At 42.2% G+C, this 531-nt stretch carries 1 protein-coding gene; it reads right to left on the bottom strand.

Features of this window, described 5'->3' with window-relative positions; translation table 11 throughout:
• The coding region (locus HC175_RS17195; protein WP_168139545.1) for a hypothetical protein at window positions 1-516 on the bottom strand (516 nt) is incomplete at its 3' end.
• Window positions 517-531: the final 15 nt, after the last annotated feature.

The following is a 531-nucleotide window of genomic DNA, read 5'->3' on the forward strand; positions in this document are numbered from 1 at the left end:
GGTTCTCCAGTTTTCTGCAATTCCGCGGTTTTTGTTTTCGCTTCCGGTATCGGTTGCGTTCATGTCATCTCCATCATTATCATAAGAAGTGGCTTCCACAGTATTTCCTGCGAAGACCATTCCCTCATTGATCTCAGAATAAAGCACTGCAGTTTCTCCCGATTTGGAAGGGAAATCCAGCGGTATTAAAGAAAAGTGTTTGAAAATATCATTTTTGGAGTTGATGTCCCTTACATTAAAATCAGAATTTGTATTGTTCACCGGGTGGCTAAAAATAGGCGCTCCGCCTGCATCTTCAGAAATACTTTTCAAGGGAGCATAAGTTTTTTGCAACGCATCCTTGTGAGTCACTAAAATACCTTTGATCTTATAACCTTCCTCTACCAGGTGTTTGATGCCTTCCCGGGCACCGGCTGCAGTGGTATCTATAAGGAGCATGTCCTGGCGGTTCAAATGCCTAATTGCATAGCCCTGCGCACCATTTTCCATCTTAATAATAAAAGTATCGGGAATCATTTTGTGAAACTTTCC

The sequence above is a fragment of the Salinimicrobium oceani genome (assembly GCF_012037645.1).